This is a genomic window from Mycobacteroides salmoniphilum (assembly GCF_004924335.1).
Classification (GTDB): Bacteria; Actinomycetota; Actinomycetes; order Mycobacteriales; family Mycobacteriaceae; genus Mycobacterium; species Mycobacterium salmoniphilum.
This window is the reverse complement of the sequence record NZ_CP024633.1, coordinates 185906-200261: the sequence shown is the minus strand read 5'-3', so window position 1 is coordinate 200261 and position 14356 is coordinate 185906. Positions and strand designations below refer to the sequence as shown.

At 65.6% G+C, this 14356-nt stretch carries 14 protein-coding genes and 1 tRNA gene; 8 read left to right on the top strand and 7 right to left on the bottom strand.

The genetic code is table 11. From position 1 onward, the window contains the following. Positions 1-78 precede the first annotated feature (78 nt). Positions 79-1155, top strand: coding sequence for a histidinol-phosphate transaminase (gene hisC / locus DSM43276_RS00950; protein WP_078330387.1), 1077 nt, complete (start codon positions 79-81; stop codon positions 1153-1155). Here hisC and DSM43276_RS00945 read toward each other — a convergent pair. Continuing rightward, complete coding sequence (locus DSM43276_RS00945) at positions 1152-2423, bottom strand: thioester domain-containing protein (RefSeq protein ID WP_078330338.1); 1272 nt, start codon at positions 2421-2423, stop codon at positions 1152-1154. The genes hisC and DSM43276_RS00945 overlap by 4 nt on opposite strands. 417 nt (positions 2424-2840) lie before the next feature. Here DSM43276_RS00945 and DSM43276_RS00940 point away from each other — a divergent pair, with 417 nt between their 5' ends. Genes DSM43276_RS00940 through DSM43276_RS00930 form a run of 3 tightly spaced genes read left to right on the top strand, consistent with a single transcriptional unit; the run spans position 2841 to position 6152 of the window. Then, complete coding sequence (locus tag DSM43276_RS00940; protein ID WP_078330337.1) at positions 2841-3764, top strand: family 2A encapsulin nanocompartment shell protein; 924 nt, start codon at positions 2841-2843, stop codon at positions 3762-3764. Continuing rightward, complete coding sequence (locus DSM43276_RS00935; RefSeq protein WP_078330336.1) at positions 3751-5622, top strand: family 2A encapsulin nanocompartment cargo protein cysteine desulfurase; 1872 nt, start codon at positions 3751-3753, stop codon at positions 5620-5622. Before DSM43276_RS00940 ends, DSM43276_RS00935 begins: the two co-directional genes overlap by 14 nt. 56 nt (positions 5623-5678) lie before the next feature. After that, entirely contained in the window at positions 5679-6152 is a 474-nt protein-coding gene (locus DSM43276_RS00930; RefSeq protein WP_078330335.1) for a hypothetical protein, read from the top strand. Positions 6153-6168: 16 nt separating this feature from the next. On the opposite strand, the gene DSM43276_RS00925 is transcribed toward DSM43276_RS00930, so the two are convergent. Genes DSM43276_RS00925 through DSM43276_RS00915 form a run of 3 tightly spaced genes read right to left on the bottom strand, consistent with a single transcriptional unit; the run spans position 6169 to position 7979 of the window. After that, positions 6169-6504 carry a cupin domain-containing protein gene (locus DSM43276_RS00925; RefSeq protein WP_078330334.1) on the bottom strand — a complete coding sequence of 112 codons (336 nt, stop codon included), beginning with the start codon at positions 6502-6504 and terminating at the stop codon, positions 6169-6171. A gap of 12 nt (positions 6505-6516) precedes the next feature. Further along, entirely contained in the window at positions 6517-7182 is a 666-nt protein-coding gene (locus DSM43276_RS00920) for a helix-turn-helix transcriptional regulator (protein ID WP_078330333.1), read from the bottom strand. Continuing rightward, positions 7179-7979: a class I SAM-dependent methyltransferase gene (locus DSM43276_RS00915; protein WP_078330332.1), complete on the bottom strand. Its 801-nt coding sequence runs from the start codon at positions 7977-7979 to the stop codon at positions 7179-7181. The genes DSM43276_RS00920 and DSM43276_RS00915 overlap by 4 nt, the downstream gene beginning before the upstream one ends. 115 nt (positions 7980-8094) lie before the next feature. Here DSM43276_RS00915 and DSM43276_RS00910 point away from each other — a divergent pair, with 115 nt between their 5' ends. Beyond that, positions 8095-8616 carry an OsmC family protein gene (locus DSM43276_RS00910; protein WP_078330386.1) on the top strand — a complete coding sequence of 174 codons (522 nt, stop codon included), beginning with the start codon at positions 8095-8097 and terminating at the stop codon, positions 8614-8616. A 197-nt stretch (positions 8617-8813) separates the two neighbouring features. On the opposite strand, the gene DSM43276_RS00905 is transcribed toward DSM43276_RS00910, so the two are convergent. Together DSM43276_RS00905 and DSM43276_RS00900 are read right to left on the bottom strand one after the other, a co-directional pair. Then, positions 8814-8900, bottom strand: a tRNA-Ser gene (locus DSM43276_RS00905). A 31-nt stretch (positions 8901-8931) separates the two neighbouring features. Then, entirely contained in the window at positions 8932-9435 is a 504-nt protein-coding gene (locus DSM43276_RS00900; protein ID WP_109556178.1) for a MarR family winged helix-turn-helix transcriptional regulator, read from the bottom strand. 102 nt (positions 9436-9537) lie between these two features. Here DSM43276_RS00900 and DSM43276_RS00895 point away from each other — a divergent pair, with 102 nt between their 5' ends. Next, positions 9538-10524, top strand: a complete 987-nt coding sequence (locus DSM43276_RS00895) for an NAD(P)H-quinone oxidoreductase (RefSeq protein ID WP_078330330.1) — start codon at positions 9538-9540, stop codon at positions 10522-10524. 23 nt (positions 10525-10547) lie between these two features. Here the strand turns inward: DSM43276_RS00895 and DSM43276_RS00890 are convergent, their stop codons facing one another. Continuing rightward, positions 10548-11744 carry a cysteine desulfurase-like protein gene (locus DSM43276_RS00890; RefSeq protein WP_078330329.1) on the bottom strand — a complete coding sequence of 399 codons (1197 nt, stop codon included), beginning with the start codon at positions 11742-11744 and terminating at the stop codon, positions 10548-10550. A 109-nt stretch (positions 11745-11853) separates the two neighbouring features. Between DSM43276_RS00890 and DSM43276_RS00885 the strand changes: the two genes are divergently transcribed. Then, a complete protein-coding gene (locus DSM43276_RS00885) occupies positions 11854-13830 on the top strand; it encodes a DUF6541 family protein (protein ID WP_078330328.1) in 1977 nt (658 codons plus the stop codon). Further along, complete coding sequence (locus DSM43276_RS00880; protein WP_078330327.1) at positions 13827-14354, top strand: bacterial proteasome activator family protein; 528 nt, start codon at positions 13827-13829, stop codon at positions 14352-14354. The genes DSM43276_RS00885 and DSM43276_RS00880 overlap by 4 nt, the downstream gene beginning before the upstream one ends. Positions 14355-14356 lie beyond the last annotated feature (2 nt).

Genomic DNA, 14356 nt, shown 5'->3' with positions numbered 1-14356 from the left:
AGAGTACAGGCCCGCGCGGCCGGAAGGCAAAGCCGTTGGTCGTCGTCCGGCCCAACATGCACCGATAGTCTGGTGGCCGTGTCTGATCCTCTTCGCGCACGCGGCTCATCGGCGCCCGCGCGACTACGCCCCGAGCTGACCGAACTGCCGGCGTACACCCCGGGCCGCACCGTCCCCGGCGCCATCAAGCTCGCAAGCAACGAGACCGTGCACGGCCCCCTGCCCAGCGTCCGTACGGCCATCGTCGAGGCCACCGCACGGATCAACCGGTACCCCGACAACGGGTACGCCGAGCTGCGCTCGCACCTGGCCAAACACGTGGACATGCCGCCCGAGCACATCGCGGTGGGATGCGGATCTGTGAGCCTGTGCCAGCAGCTTGTACAAATCACCGCGACGGTGGGCGACGAGGTGCTGTTCGGCTGGCGCTCCTTCGAGACGTACCCCCTGGTGGTGCGTGTCGCCGGCGCCACCCCGGTTCAGGTGCCGCTGACCGATTACACCTACGACCTTGATGGCATGGCCGCCGCGGTGACGGACGCCACTCGGCTGATCTTCGTCTGCAACCCGAACAATCCGACCGGCACTGTGGTGCCGCCTGCCGATCTGCGACGGTTCGTTGAGACGGTGCCGGCTCATATCCTCATCGCGATCGACGAGGCCTACATCGAGTACGTGCGCGAGGGATTCGCCGATAGCATCGCGCTGGTTCGCGAACACCCCAATGTGGTTGTGTTGCGGACCTTCTCAAAGGCATATGGCCTGGCGGGCCTACGCGTGGGCTATGCGATCGGCGATCCTGACGTGATCAGCACGCTGGGCAAGGTGTACGTGCCGTTCAGCGCATCCAGCCTCGCCCAGGCGGCCGCGGTGGCCTCCATCGGCGCTGCGGAAGAGCTCCTTGCCCGGACCAATGATGTTGTCGCCGAGCGCACCCGGGTAACCAGCGCACTCCGGGAGGCGGGGTACGACGTGCCGCCCTCGCAGGCAAACTTCGTGTGGTTGCCGCTGGGCGAGCGCTCGACGGAATTCGCACAAGCCTCCGCGGAGGCTCGAATCATCGTGCGCCCCTTCGGAACCGATGGCGTACGGGTCACCGTTGGAGCGCCCGAGGAGAACGACGCATTCCTTGAGTTCGCGCGTACCTGGCGCTAGCTCACCCGTGACAGCTGCGTGGCTTCGGCCCATTCGACGGTGAGTTCGATAACTTCTCGCGCACCCGGGAGCACCAATGCCAGTGGGGTCAAAGGCCCCTCGGCCACTCCGGTGAGTACGCGGGCGGTCGCTACCGGGTCAACCACCGAAACCGTCACCGTCGCAACGCACTCCGCGGGGCGCACGTAGAAGCGTGTACCCGAATCCACCAGTCCCGTGAGCTCGGCCCCGGAGATGTCCATCGCCTTGGCGCCCTCGGAGAGTGAAAGCAGAACCGGACGTTGCGAATCCACCACGAACGGACCCATCAGGCCCGCGGCCATCACGGCCTGCGAGTCATCGATCACGGGAGCACGGTCCACCTGACCGGCGGCGATCAGCGACTGTTCCAGTAGGTACTGGTACAGCTGCACGACACGGTCGGCGTTGCGGTGGTTGCGCGCATCATGCAGCCAGAACTCGACACCCTCGACGTCATCGGTGCCGCCCTGCACATACAGGCGATAGAAGCGATATCCGAGATCCGGCGCGCCATGCTGGGTTTCGGCAACCGTCGCGCCCACACCCAATGTCTTGACGTACCGCGCCTCGCCGTCGGCGAAGCTCAACTCCGAGGAGGACACCTCACGCCACACGGCGCCGTTGACAGACGCGTGCAGCCGAACGTTGGCTGGCTTCTGCCCCGCACCGGTACGCACCGTAAGGCCGCCCAGCTGCGGGCGTTCCTTGAATTCAAACTCGATGAAGGACGGCGACTTACGGGTTGCCCCGGGCACATTGCGCGCCGCAGTGTCCAGCTCCACCCCGTTGGTGAGAAACCAGATGGCCGCCTGGGTTCCGGCGATGGCCTCGTGGTCCTTGATATTGGCCTCACTCAGGTATCCGGCGGCACGCAACCTACGGCTCAGCTGTGCGGTCGACAGCGCCGGGAAGGAGTTGGCCAAGATCCAGGCGACCTGCGATTCGCGGGTACGGGCCCGCAGGTTCGCCACCGACAGCCAGTCCGCCACCGCGTACCCCGAGGGCAGGTTGGGGGCGATTCCCGCGATATCGAGCGAGTACGCGGCGATGGTGGGGTTGAGGCGAATTAAATCTGTGCGAGCAGAAGTTCCGTCAGTGAACACAACCTCGTCCACGGTGGACGAATAGGTGCCCCCGCGATACCTCGTCAGGCGCTGTGGGAGTACCTCGGCATTGTGGCCGTGGCGCCTACCAGTAATGCGGGCGGATGGCCATTGGACGAGCGATAGCAAAGAATGATTGGTCATGGGTTGGTTGATCCTTGTGCCGGCGGATTGCAGCCCAGCAGCTCGATAACGTCGAAAGACGGTCAGCTGGGATGCCAGGGGCGGGGTTAGGGAATCAACAACAACAGCAACACACGGCGGCGCTGCGCGCCCCGAGGGTGTCGGCGCGCAGCCCGCTGATCGCCCGAAGTCGGTGCGATGGTGCGACGTGCTGCATGCATCCAGTCTACGGACGCCCGGCCGCACGCCCGGATTTTTGCGGGCTCGCCGTCTCCCGGCCCAGACGTGCGCGACAAATCCGCCGCGATGCCGCCAGGCAGCGAAACCCTGCCCCGCGGAGTTTGGCGCACGGGTGTTAGTTACCTGATGCGCCGACCCAATCGCGATTAGGATTTGAGCCATCAGGTCTTGATCCCATTCGCCCAGGAGGAAACCGCTGTGCCCGCTGCCAAGAACGAATCCCAGGCCCTCGGCGATCTCGCCGCACGGCAGCTAGCCAATGCCACCAAGACCGTCCCTCAGCTGTCGACGATCACTCCGCGGTGGCTGCTGCATCTGCTGAACTGGGTCCCCGTCGAGGCCGGCATCTACCGGGTAAACCGCGTGATCAACCCGGACAAGGTCGCGATCCACAGCGAAGAGCAGGGCGAGAGTGAGGCCCCGCTGCCGCAGACCTACGTCGATTACGAGACCAACCCGCGCGAGTACACACTGCGGACCATCTCGACGCTGCTCGACATCAACACCCGGGTCTCTGATCTGTACTCCAGCCCGCACGACCAGATCGCCCAGCAGCTACGCCTGACCATCGAGTCCATCAAGGAACGTCAGGAAAGTGAGCTCATCAACAACGCGGAATACGGCCTGCTGGCCCAGGCCACTCCCGAGCAGACCATCAAGACCCTCGGCGGCGCTCCCACCCCGGATGACCTGGACGCCCTGATCACCAAGGTGTGGAAGACCCCCGGATTCTTCCTGACCCACCCGCTGGGTGTGGCGGCGTTCGGCCGAGAGGCCACCCGCCGCGGCGTGCCGCCGGTTGTGGTGAGTCTGTTCGGTGCGCAGTTCATCACCTGGCGTGGTATCCCGATCATCCCGTCGGACAAGGTTCCCGTGAAGGACGCCAAGACCAAGATCCTGCTGGTGCGCACCGGCGAGGAGCGCCAGGGCGTCGTCGGCCTGTTCCAGCCCGGTCTGGTCGGAGAGCAGGCGCCGGGTCTCTCGGTGCGGTTCACCGGTATCAACCGGTCGGCCATCGCCTCGTACCTCGTCACCCTGTATTCGTCGCTGGCTGTGCTGACCGATGACGCACTGGCCGTTCTCGACGATGTGCAGGTGGACAAGTTCCATGTCTACAAGTGACGCGATCCCGGTAACCGACAGCCCACCTGGATTCCCGTCTGCGGCGGAGCTGTCGGCGTTGGCCACTCAGCTGTTCTGGGAGGCAACGCCTTCGGGAGCTCCGGGCATCGATACCCCGGGACCGGCGGTACCCGTCGCGCCCCGGGGCACCGTCCCGGACGCGACCGCGGGGTCGTCCGCGGCAGCCACGGCGGGCTCGTTGGCCAGTCCGTACGCACCGGCACCGCTGGCGGACGCCTTATCGACGGCAACGGTGGCTCCACCTGTCGCGGCCTTCGGTTCGGCGACCCCCGACGGTGTTCCCGGAGCGGTGCCGGTGGCTCCGCGGGGTGGCGGCGGTGACCTGACATCGGGCACCTCTGCCGCACACGCCGCCACAACGGGTTATCCGACAACAGGTCTCGCCGATTTCGCCGTCCCCTCGGGGCTGGTTCCGACGATCCCCGGGGTGCTCGCCACCCCCGTCATCGCACCAGCGGCCGCCTCACCTCGCGTGGCTCCGTACTCGGAGGCACCGGGGGTACCCGACCTCGGGTGGACGACCCCGGTGGCGCCGGCCGGAGGCGATGAGGCGAACTACTACTTCTTGGGCGGGGCGCCTGCTGCGGCACCGATCCACGAGGACGCGCGCGCCTTCGATGTCGCCTCGATTCGGGCGGATTTCCCGATCCTGTCCGAGACCGTCAACGGTAAGCCGCTGATCTGGTTCGACAATGCCGCGACCACTCAGAAGCCGCAGTCGGTGATCGATCGGCTGGTGCACTTCTATCAGCACGAGAACTCCAATATCCACCGTGCCGCACACGAATTGGCGGCACGGGCCACCGACGCGTACGAGGATGCACGCGGCGCCGTCCGCAAGTTCCTCGGCGCCGAGGCGGACGAGAACATCATCTTTGTCCGCGGGGCCACCGAAGCCATCAACCTGGTGGCGCACGCCTGGGGCGGCAAGAACCTCGGGCACGGGGATGAGATCGTCATCACCCACCTGGAGCACCACGCCAATATCGTTCCGTGGCAGCAGATCGCGAAGAAGACCGGCGCCGTCATCAAGGTGGCCCCGGTGGATGACTCCGGCAACCTGCTGCTGTCCGAGCTGGAAGACCTGGTCGGACCGCGCACCAAACTGGTGGCGGCCACCCAGGTTTCCAATGCATTGGGCACGGTGACGCCCGCCAAGCAGATCGTCGAGATCGCGCACCGCTACGGCGCTCGCGTACTCATCGACGGCGCGCAGTCGGTACCGCACCTCACGGTGAATCTGCAGGAGCTCGGCGCCGATTTCTTCGTCTTCTCGGGCCATAAGATCTACGGCCCCACCGGGATCGGTGTGCTGTACGGCAGCGAGGACGCGTTGGCGGAAACACCCCCGTGGCAGGGCGGCGGCAACATGATCGCCGATGTCACCCTGGAGCGCGCGGTGTTCCAGGGTCCGCCCAACAAGTTCGAGGCGGGCACCGGGAACATCGCCGATGCCGTCGGACTGGGTGAGGCGCTGCGGTATGTGGAGCGCATCGGCATCGACCGCATCGCTGAATACGAGCATGCGCTTCTGGAGTACGCCACTCCGCAATTGGCCGCGATACCTGGCGTAAGACTGGTGGGGACGGCCGATCACAAGGCATCGGTGCTGTCGTTCGTGCTCGACGGGCACGAACCGGTGGAGGTCGGCAAGGCACTCAACGCCGACGGCATCGCGGTGCGGGCCGGACACCACTGCGCGCAGCCGATTCTGCGGCGGCTGGGGCTGGAGCAGACGGTGCGGCCGTCGTTCGCGTTCTACAACACCTTCGACGAGATCGACGTCTTCATCGATGCGGTGCGGCGGCTGGCGGAAAGCGGTGGGCCCAAGGCGTAGTGGGGTAGGCGGCCGGTTTCTTAGCCCCGTCAGCAAAGATGTGCCATAGTGCGATCATGGTCAAAGAATGGCTGGGTGGCGTGCTGGCGGCGGTACTCGCGGCGACCGGGATGGCAGTCCCCGCACAGGCTGACGTCAACGAGGTCGGCTGCAACTTCAGTATCGCCAGACCGTACATCGCAACGGTGGGTGGGGCGCAGATGGTGCAGACACGGATCGACGCCAGTGGCTGCTACACCAATCTGGACAGCGTGCCGATGGAGTTCACGCTGCGCCTGACCGTCGACGACGGCACTCCGGAGGGTGCGGCGAATGCGGTGCCGTTGGAGTACACGGCGGTCCGAGACATCCACAATGGGGATTCAGTTTCGGTGGTCTTCCCACCCGACGACCAGCCAGTGGCCCTCAAGCCGGGGACGTACTTGGCCTGTGGATCGGCGGCGACCTACCTTGAGGGGTACCAATCCCCCAAACAAATCGACTGCAAGCTGGCCGGCTGGAACGTGCCGCTGAACATCCCCCGGATGTGATGTAGCCGCGACTGCTTCACCCCACCCGGCCGACCACGGTCAGCAGCACCACAGAGTCTTCAACCGCCGTAAGGTCGTGGCGCTCCTGCGGAATGATCACGTAGTCGCGGGCGGTCAAGACGGCCTTCTCCGTTGCCGTCGCGAGTTCCACCCGTCCACTGAGCACCAATAGGGTTGCTTCACCAGGGTTTTCATGTTCGGCAAGCTGGTGACCACCGGCGAGAGCCAGCACCACCTGCCTCAGCACATGGCCGCTGCCGCCGTGCACGGTGTGCGCCGCCCGGCCGCTATGCGCATTCTTCGCTGTTGCGAACTGCTCATCGCCCAGGGCTGCCATCGAGATGACGTCCATGGCCTGGTCTCCTTACTGGTGTTGGGGCACTGCGTCACACGGGTGCAGAGCCAGAATGACCGTGCAATCCCCATGCCCGGCGTCGGGTGACACCGTCACCTGAAACTGCCCGCCGACCGCGTCGGCGTTGACATCGAGAACTTCCTGGATGAGACCCCGTTGGATCCCGCGGACCACTTCCGGGGCAGCCGCGGCGATCTCGGCGAGCGGGCAGGAACAAATCTGCACGGTGATTCGACCAAAGGACATCAGCGTGGAGTGCACTGTAAACCCCAGTTCGCCAAGGGTTTCCGCGACCAAATCGGCGGCGGGGATGGCTACCCGGTGGCGCGCCACGTTAACCCGGTGTGCCAGATCGGCCCCCACCAGCGCCGCCCGTGATTCACGCTCGGCGGGGGTGCCACCGAGATGGACTGCGAAAAGCGACACGACATCGGCGTAGTCGAGCCGTGGGGCGATCGCGTAAGCGAGGCTGGGCCTGCCTGCCTTCTGGCCGGCACTGCCACCGCGCCGGACGATCTGCCCCTGCTCTTCCAGGGTCTTGAGGTGGAAGCGCACCGTGGTGATGTGGATCCGCAGACTATCGGCAATGTGCTGTACGCCGACCGGCTGCGGCGCCTCCCGCAACAGCCCGAGCACCCGGTCGCGCTGTTGGCCCGCTTTGCGGTTACCGGTCATTGGGGCCGGACGCCGACTACCGCGACCGCCGTCAGCGCGTCGCTGTGTTCACGAAATGTACGGCGCATGGCAAGCACTCGCTTGCGCGCGCCACCATGCAGGAGAACGTTTTTCACCAGCCGCAGGGCTCCGATAATGCCCTCGTCGGCGATGACGCGCCGCGGGCGCAGCAGCGCCATCGCCGCCCGGTCGGTGCTCACCACCTCGAATCCCGAGGCACGGAGCAGCTCACTCCACTCGGCCACGGTGAGCGGCCGTGCGTTGACTTTGATCGAGCGGGCCAGAGCCCCGCGAATCGCGTCCTTAGTGGCCGCGTCCACGGAGTCCGGTGTCAGCCCGAGCTCGTGAATCGCGTACCGCCCGCCCGGCCGTAACACCCGGTATGCCTCGTCCACAATGGCCCGCTTGGCCTTGTCGCTCTGCATCGTCAGCATCGCCTCGCCCACGACGACGTCGGTGCTGGCGTCGGGCAGACCCGTACTGGCGGCGTCCGCGACAATCACGCGCCCACCACACGATGCGACGACATTGCGCACCGATTCCGTGGCCGCCGCGGTGTCATCGATACCGATATAGGACCGCGGGTGCAGCGCCACGATGTCGCGCGCAGTCCGGCCCAGCCCGGGCCCGAGTTCGACCACATCGGCATCAGTCACCTTCCCGGCGGCCAAGAGCCGGGTGGTCAGTTCACGCCCGCCCGGGCGCAGTACGCGCTTACCCAACCGTGCCAGCAGCCAGTGGCCGGGAAGGTCTTCATCCCGGCGCCCAGCCAGCGGAAGCGTTTCTCTGTCAGCCACAACTCCAATTTAGAGGATATCTATCCTTTTAAACATTCCTACGTTTCCGCAGCGTTGGATTCACCACGGACGCAACCCTCCCGGCGCGGCGGTTACCCGACTAATGTCACCGCGCGTGACTGCCTCGACAACGTCCCTCAACGCGATCACCGATGCGACCCGACAGGCGGTCGCCGACAAGCCAAGCGCCGCGACGGTGGTGTTCAAGGCGTCCGCCCAACCAGAGGGCACGGTCGGTAGCGAGATCACCCTGGGCAAGTACCGCGTCCACGTCGACGAGCCGCCAAGCCTCGGCGGGCAGAACACAGCACCCAATCCCGTCGAGTACTACCTGGCATCGCTGCTGTCCTGCCAGGTGGTGACCTATCGGTTCTGGGCGGAAAGACTAGGGATTCAAGTCGATTCACTCAGCGCCAGCGCCGAGGGCGACCTCGATGTGCGCGGCTTCTTCGGCCTGGACGACAGCGTCCGCCCCGGCTTCCAGCAGATCCGCGTCACGGTGACGGTCTCCGGGCCGGACAGCGACGAGCGGTACCGCGAACTTCACGAAGCCGTGGACGCGCATTGCCCGGTGTTGGATCTGACTACCGGCTCCACCCCCGTACACACACAACTGATCACGCGGCCGCGGTCCTAAATGCGTTGCCGGGTGCAGAGCCTCCCTCGCAGCATCACCGACGCCCCGCCCCAGACCGCGCTAACCGGTACGCGCGGTCCGCTGCATACGCAGCCGGCGAGGGAGACAGCCCGTTCGAGCCGGGCCGGGAACCGAAACATCCGCGGTTGCGGTAGCCGTCAGGTGCGCGCTCACGCGCCTAGCTGAGGAGTCAAGAGCGGTGGCGGAGGGATTTGAACCCCCGGACGGTGTTAGCCGTCTCTCGCTTTCAAGGCGAGTGCATTAGGCCGCTCTGCCACGCCACCGTGCGCAAGCCTAGCGGCTCCGCCAGGCGGCCTACTCCCCGCCGCGGCCCTCCCCGTCCCTGAGCGCGTCCTCGGCGCCCTCACCGACGCGCCGGAAGCTCTCCGCGATGGCGGCCTGCTGCGCCCGGCTCAGTCGGGTCAGGTAGTGCTCGCGGACGCATTCGGCGTAGGTGGACATTGCCGCCTCGCCGAGGGCGCGACCCTGCTCGGTGAGCGCCGCCAGCACCGCCCTGCGGTCGTGCGGCATCGACCCACGCTTCACCAGGCCCTGATCCTCCAGACGGCGCACTTGGTGCGTGATCCGGCTGCGCGAGGCCAGCAGGCTGGTAGCGATATCCCCCATCCGGCAGCTACCGTTAGCTGATCGCAACAACTGTTGGAGAACTTGGAAGTCCGTCAACGAAATACCATGCGATGCAACCATTTTCCGGTTCAACAAGAAGTACAACCGATTAGTTGCCACCCAAAAGTTTTGCCACGAACGAAATTCGGCGAGGTCAAGTCCTGGGACTTCACTCTCCGAACGCGTACTCATACACAATCCCCCCCTTCCGCCGACCAAGCTACGGCCCCGACCGCGCCTCCATCCGCAGTGATAACCCGGCGACCACCAATAGCTCGGCATAGTCTGGTTGTCATGCACGCTATCACCGTTGACCAGCCGGGCGGGCCAGAAGCGCTGTGCTGGACCGAAGTTCCCGACCCAACCCCAGGACCAGGCGAAATACTGATCGACGTCACCGCCGCCGCAGTTAACCGTGCGGATCTGCTGCAGCGACAAGGTCTGTACCCCATGCCGCCCGGGGCGAGCCACATACTGGGCCTCGAATGTTCCGGAACCATTAGCCAGGTTGGCGCGAATGTCACAGGATGGACTGTGGGGCAACATGTTTGTGCGCTGCTGTCCGGCGGTGGTTACGCCGAGAAAGTGGTAGTACCCGTCGGCCAGTTGCTGCCGATTCCGTCACATGTCAGCCTTGACGTCGCGGCCGCTCTACCCGAAGTCGCGTGCACCGTGTGGTCGAACCTGGTAATGACGGCGAGAATGACTGCCGGACAATCCATCCTGATACATGGCGGCTCAAGCGGTATCGGTACCCACGCCATTCAAGTCGCCAAGGCACTCGGTGTGCGGGTTGCCGTGACCGCCGGCACACCTGACAAGCTCGACGCCTGTGGTGATCTTGGCGCCGACCTGACAATCAACTATCGGGACACCGATTTTGTACAGGCAGTTCACAACTTCACCGAGGGCGCCGGCGTCGACCTCATCCTCGACATCATGGGAGCGAAATACCTAGACCGGAACATCGATGCTCTCGGCAACGACGGGCACCTCGTCATCATCGGTATGCAAGGCGGCGCAGTAGCCGAGCTGAACATCGGCAAGCTGATCATCAAGCGCGGCTCTGTCACCGCCACCACCCTGCGCGGGCGGCCGCTGGACGGGCCGTCCGGCAAGGCCACAATCGTCGAGTCCGTCACGCAGAACCTGTGGCCGCTCGTCGAGGCGGGCAAAGTCCGGCCGATCGTGGGTGCCGAGATCCCGATAAGCCATGCCGCCGAGGCACATCGCCTCCTGGAGCGCGGCGAGGTCGTGGGGAAGGTACTGCTCACGCTCTGAGCCGTCACAGCAGGCCGAAGCGATCAGCCCAGCGAGGCGACCGCACGCACCAGCTGGTCAACCTCGGCGGCCGTCGAATAGTGCCCCAACCCAACCGTGATCGCACCGCCGATCTCGTTCACACCGATGGCGTCGAGCACCCGCGAACTGGTGTTGGCGATCGCGCACACCCCGTTGTCAGCCAGGCGCTGCACCACGCGGTCGGCGGGAATCCCGATCACGGTGAAGCTGAGCGCCGGGATCCGGTCCTCGGGAGAACCGATGACCATGACGCGCGGCAACGTGCGCAGCGCGCTCACCAGATACCTGAACAACCAGTCCAGGTACGCACCCGCCGAGTTCAGCGACGTCAACAGTCGCTCACGCCGGGTACCCGAGGCGGACTCGTCCAAACCAGCCAGGTACTCCACGCTGGCGACCAGGCCGGCCAACATCGCGAACTGATGCCCGCCGAGCTCCAGCCGCGCCGGACCACTGGCCAACGGATTGAGCGATATCGAACTGATCGAATCCAGCAGGGCGGGGTCGCGAAACACCAACGCGCCCACCGGTGGTCCACCCCAGGCCGTCGCATTGAAGGCAACGACATCGGCATCGAGAGATTCGATGTCCACGGCGCGGTAGGGCACCAGGCTCGAACAGTCCATCACCACGATGCCACCGACCGCGTGCGCCAGCTTGGTGGCCTGCTGCAGATCCGGCATCGTGCCCAGGGTCGACGAAGCCGCCGTCACCGCCACCAACCGGGTCGGCTTGGTAATCAACGACTCCCACTGCCAGGACGGCAGATCACCGGACTCGATGTCCACCTCGGCCCATTTGACCTTGGCTCCGTACCGGTTGGCCGAACGCAGCCACGGCTGCACATTGGCCTCTTCGTCCAGCCGGGACACCACCAACTCGTAGCCCAGCCCCGCCTTGGACGACGACCCCTCGGCCAGCGAGTTGAGCAGGACCGCGCGGTCACTGCCCAGCACCACCCCGCGCGGGTCGGCGCCCACCAGATCTGCCGCAGCGTGTCGAGCGGCCTCGAGAACGGCGGCACTGCGCCGGGCGCTGGGGTGAGGCCCCCGCGTGTCGGAAAAGGATCCGCGGAACGCGGTGGATACAGTCGTAGCAACCGCATCGGGGATCAGCATCCCGGCTTGGGTGTCGAAATGCACCCACCCGTCGCCGAGGGACGGGTGCAAACCACGCACCCGGGCGACGTCATAAGCCATGCCAGACACCTTAGATGCTCACCACAGGTCACGGCGCTGAACCCGTCGTTGCACCACGTCCCGACGGACGACGGTCCACGGCGCCGTCTCGTGTAGTCATACTAGAGCAATGTCGTTCGCTTTCGGGGTGGCTACGGCACTGCTGTTGCTGTTCATCCCAGGCTGGCTGATTGGCCGAGCCTTCGGGCTACCAACGCATTCGGCCGCCGTCACCGCACCTGCATTGACCTATGGGCTAGTTGGGCTGTGCATCGTCACCTTCGGCTCAATCGGCATACCGTGGAACTCAGTTTCCGCCGGGTTTGCGCTACTCGGCGCGATCGTCATCGCGCGGCTGATCTGGCGCCGTCTGCGGCCGAAAGAGCACGCCGAACAATTCCCGTCACAAAATCGCGCGGCGCTCATCGCGGTCGCGTTCGGCATCGCGATCGGGACCGCGCTGATCTTCTACGCGTTCCTGCGTGGGCTGACCAACTGGCAATCGATCCCCAGCACCTGGGACTCGATGTGGCACGGAAACACCATCCGCTACATCCTCGACACCGGGCAAGCATCGTCGACCCGGATGGGTGACCTCCGCAACGTCGAGACGCATGCCACGCTCTACTACCCGTCGGCCTTCCACGGGCTGGCCGCGGTGCTCTGCCAACTGACCGGCGCGGCTCCCACCACCAGCTACACGCTGTACGCGGTGGCCGGGTCGCTGCTCTTTCCCCTGAGTGCGGCGGCGCTTACCTGGCAGCTGCTGCGCGGTCGCACCAGCCGCACCTTCCAGGCCGGTTCCGCAGCCACCGCCGCCGCACTCTCGGCGTCGTTCACGGCACTGCCCTATGTGGAGTTCTACGTCGCGGCCGTCCCGAACCTGGTGTCCTTCGCCCTCGTGGGCCCCGCCGTGATCGCCATCACGAGCGTGGTCGCCGACCGTAGCCGCATACCGGTGGCCGTCCTGGCATTCGTGGGGATCGCCTCGGTACACACCTCGGGCGCCATTGTGGCGGTCGTCTTCGTGGGCGCCTGGTGGCTCCTCGCACCGCTATCCCGGTACCGGGGCAAGGAACAAAAAGCAAAGCCCCGCTGGGGAAATGGCTTTGTACCGTTGGCCATCGCCGGCGTCGCCTCACTGGTGCTGCTCTACCCGCAACTGCGCACCCTGCTGCAATTGTCCGAGATCATCGCCGGACACCAGTTCGCCACACCGTGGGGCAAAAGGCGCGCGCTACTGGACGCCCTCACACAGCACACCCGCCACCTGGCCGACTACCCCGTGCAGTCCGCGCTGCTCTGGCTTGCCCTGCTCGGCACGGTGGTGCTGATCGTGAAGCGGGTGTACTGGCCGATCGCCGTCTGGCTGCTACTGATCGTTGCGATTGTCCACTCCTCCAGACCCTTTGGCGGTTTCATCGGCCATGCGGTGGCCCTGTTCTCCGATGCCTTTTACAGCGACCCGCGCCGGTTGTCGGCCATCGTGTGCCTGCTACTGGCCCCGGCCGCCGGGATCGGCCTGTTCACGCTGGCCTACACCGTGCTGACGAGGGTGCGGGGGGAGCGCACGCGGAAGTGGGCGCTGGTCGTCACGGCGCTCGTGCTGGCCGGAACCTGCAGCTTCGCCGCACGGCATTACTTCCTGCCGCACAAGTACCTCGTCGGCGCCAAATACGACCAGGTGATGGTGGGCCCCACAAAGCTCGACGCCTTCGCCTACCTGGCGACCCTGCCCGGCGCCGAGAACACCACCATCGGCGACGGAAACGTGGACGGTTCGGGCTGGATGTACGCGGTGGCGGGGCTGCACCCGCTCTGGACGCACTACGACTTCCCGCAGCAGCAGGGCCCGGGTTATCACCGGTACATCTTCTGGGCCTACGCCGACGATGCCGATACCGACCGGCGTGTGACCGAAGCTGTGCACGCGCTGAACATTCGCTATGTCATGACCAGTACTCCCGTGGTCCAGGGATTCAAGGTTCCCGACGGACTAAGGTCGTTGGACAGATCCCGATCATGGAGAAAGCTGTACGACAGCGGCGCCGCTCAGATCTACGAATGGGCAGGCGACCAAAAATCACAGGCGGAAGGTGACAGATGACCCATCCCGGTCAAGACGATGACGACGACCAGGTGATCATTCTGGGTGCCGACGATTCCGACAAGAGCGCCGACGACGCCGACGACGACCCGTCCATCACCGACCTCGTCGAGCAGCCCGCCAAGGTGATGCGCATCGGCACGATGATCAAGCAGCTCCTCGAGGAGGTGCGCGCGGCTCCCCTCGACGAACCCAGCCGATCCCGGCTGCGCGAGATCCACGCCGCCTCCATCCGCGAGCTGGAAGACGGGCTCGCACCGGAGCTCCGCGAGGAGCTGGAGCGGCTAACCCTGCCGTTCCTCGAGGACACCGTTCCGTCCGATGCCGAGCTGCGTATCGCGCACGCACAGTTGGTCGGCTGGCTGGAGGGCTTGTTCCACGGCATCCAGACTGCGCTCTTCGCCCAGCAGATGGCGGCACGCGCGCAGCTTCAGCAGATGCGTCAAGGTGGTCAAGGTGTTCTGCCGCCCGGTCTTTCAGCACCCGCGCACGGCGGCGGCAGCGGCACCGGTCAGTATCTGTAGCC

Coding starts and splice junctions, on each gene's coding strand:
- DSM43276_RS00890 (WP_078330329.1), bottom strand. CDS start 11,744: ATGGCTTATGACGTCGCCCGGGTGCGTGGTTTGCACCCGTCCCTCGGC.
- DSM43276_RS00945 (WP_078330338.1), bottom strand. CDS start 2,423: ATGACCAATCATTCTTTGCTATCGCTCGTCCAATGGCCATCCGCCCGC.
- DSM43276_RS00930 (WP_078330335.1), top strand. CDS start 5,679: ATGGTCAAAGAATGGCTGGGTGGCGTGCTGGCGGCGGTACTCGCGGCG.
- DSM43276_RS00925 (WP_078330334.1), bottom strand. CDS start 6,504: ATGGACGTCATCTCGATGGCAGCCCTGGGCGATGAGCAGTTCGCAACA.
- DSM43276_RS00935 (WP_078330336.1), top strand. CDS start 3,751: ATGTCTACAAGTGACGCGATCCCGGTAACCGACAGCCCACCTGGATTC.
- DSM43276_RS00880 (WP_078330327.1), top strand. CDS start 13,827: ATGACCCATCCCGGTCAAGACGATGACGACGACCAGGTGATCATTCTG.
- DSM43276_RS00900 (WP_109556178.1), bottom strand. CDS start 9,435: ATGAGTACGCGTTCGGAGAGTGAAGTCCCAGGACTTGACCTCGCCGAA.
- DSM43276_RS00895 (WP_078330330.1), top strand. CDS start 9,538: ATGCACGCTATCACCGTTGACCAGCCGGGCGGGCCAGAAGCGCTGTGC.
- DSM43276_RS00885 (WP_078330328.1), top strand. CDS start 11,854: ATGTCGTTCGCTTTCGGGGTGGCTACGGCACTGCTGTTGCTGTTCATC.
- DSM43276_RS00920 (WP_078330333.1), bottom strand. CDS start 7,182: ATGACCGGTAACCGCAAAGCGGGCCAACAGCGCGACCGGGTGCTCGGG.